The sequence below is a fragment of the Pseudomonas agronomica genome (assembly GCF_025917275.1).
Lineage (GTDB): Bacteria > Pseudomonadota > Gammaproteobacteria > Pseudomonadales > Pseudomonadaceae > Aquipseudomonas > Aquipseudomonas agronomica.
The window spans coordinates 1-1,189 of record NZ_JAOSHO010000865.1; the positions used below are offsets into that span (position 1 = coordinate 1).

Below are 1,189 nucleotides of genomic sequence, written 5' to 3' on the forward strand. Positions count from 1 at the left end.
CGATGATCGACACCAGGGCGGTGGCCTTGAGCATGACCATCCAGTTGTTGCCGATGCCCGGCAAGGCAAAGCGCATCATCTGCGGGAACACCACAAAGCGAAAACGCTGGCCACGCTTGAGGCCATAGGCCGTGGCCGCTTCGACCTGGCCGCGCGGCACGGCGAGAATCGCGCCACGGAACGTTTCGGTGAAGTACGCGCCATAAATGAAGCCCAGGGTGATCACCCCGGCGCCGAATGGGTCGATCTCGATGTATTCCCATTCCATCAGATCAGTCAAAGAAGTCAGCCAGGTTTGCAGGCTGTAGAAAATCAGCAGCATCAGCACCAGGTCGGGTACGCCGCGAATCAACGTGGTGTAGAGCTGGGCGGGAATACGTAGCAGTTTGACGCTGGACAGCTTGGCGCTGGCGCCCAGCAGGCCGAGCAGGACACTGAGCAGCAAGGAAAGGGCCGACAGCTTGATGGTCATCCAGGTGCCTTGCATCAGCAGCGGGCCGAAGCCCTTCAGGCTGAAGGCGGAGAGCCCCAGATTTTGTAAGAGTTGTTCGAACATGGAGGAGGCCTTTGGCAGGAAAAAAGCGCCCACCCGAGACCGGGTGGGCGCCGCGCATTATTTGCCGCTGTACAGATTCAGATCGCCAAAGTGTTTTTTCTGGATTTCGGCGTATTTGCCGTCGTCGTGTAACGCTTTGATACCTTTATCCAAAAGCGCCTTCAGCTCTTTGTTACCTTTCTTGATACCGACAGCGGTCTTGGCTGGCAGCAGTTTGTTGTCTACCGGCTTGCTGACTTCATAGTCAGCGCCTTGCGGCGATTTCAGGAAACCCAGCTCGGCCTGGAGCATGTCCTGGATCCCGGCGTCGAGGCGGCCGGAGGTCAGGTCGGAATAGACCTGGTCCTGGTTCTGGTAGGCCTGGGTCTTGACGCCCGCTTTGTCCAGCACGGCTTTGGCGTAGGCTTCCTGGATGGTGCCTTGCTCGTAGCCGACGGTCTTGCCCTTGAGCGAGGCGACGTCTTCGGTCACGCCCGAACCCTTCTTGGACACATAGGCCGTTGGACCGGAGAACAGCTCGCTGGAGAAATCGATGACTTTTTCACGGGCCTCGGTAACGGTCATGGAGGAAATCACGCCGTCGAATTTATTGGCCTTGAGGCCTGGGATCATGCCGTCGAAATCGCTTTCGAC

2 protein-coding genes are annotated in these 1,189 nt (G+C 58.1%); both read right to left on the reverse strand.

All coding sequences use genetic code 11. The features are described 5' to 3' along the window. Positions 1 to 556: ABC transporter permease (locus OC610_RS27760; protein WP_264432750.1), on the reverse strand; the 556-nt coding region annotated here is incomplete at its 3' end. A 57-nt stretch (positions 557 to 613) separates the two neighbouring features. Further along, on the reverse strand, positions 614 to 1,189 hold a 576-nt coding region (locus OC610_RS27765), incomplete at its 5' end, for a transporter substrate-binding domain-containing protein (protein WP_264432752.1).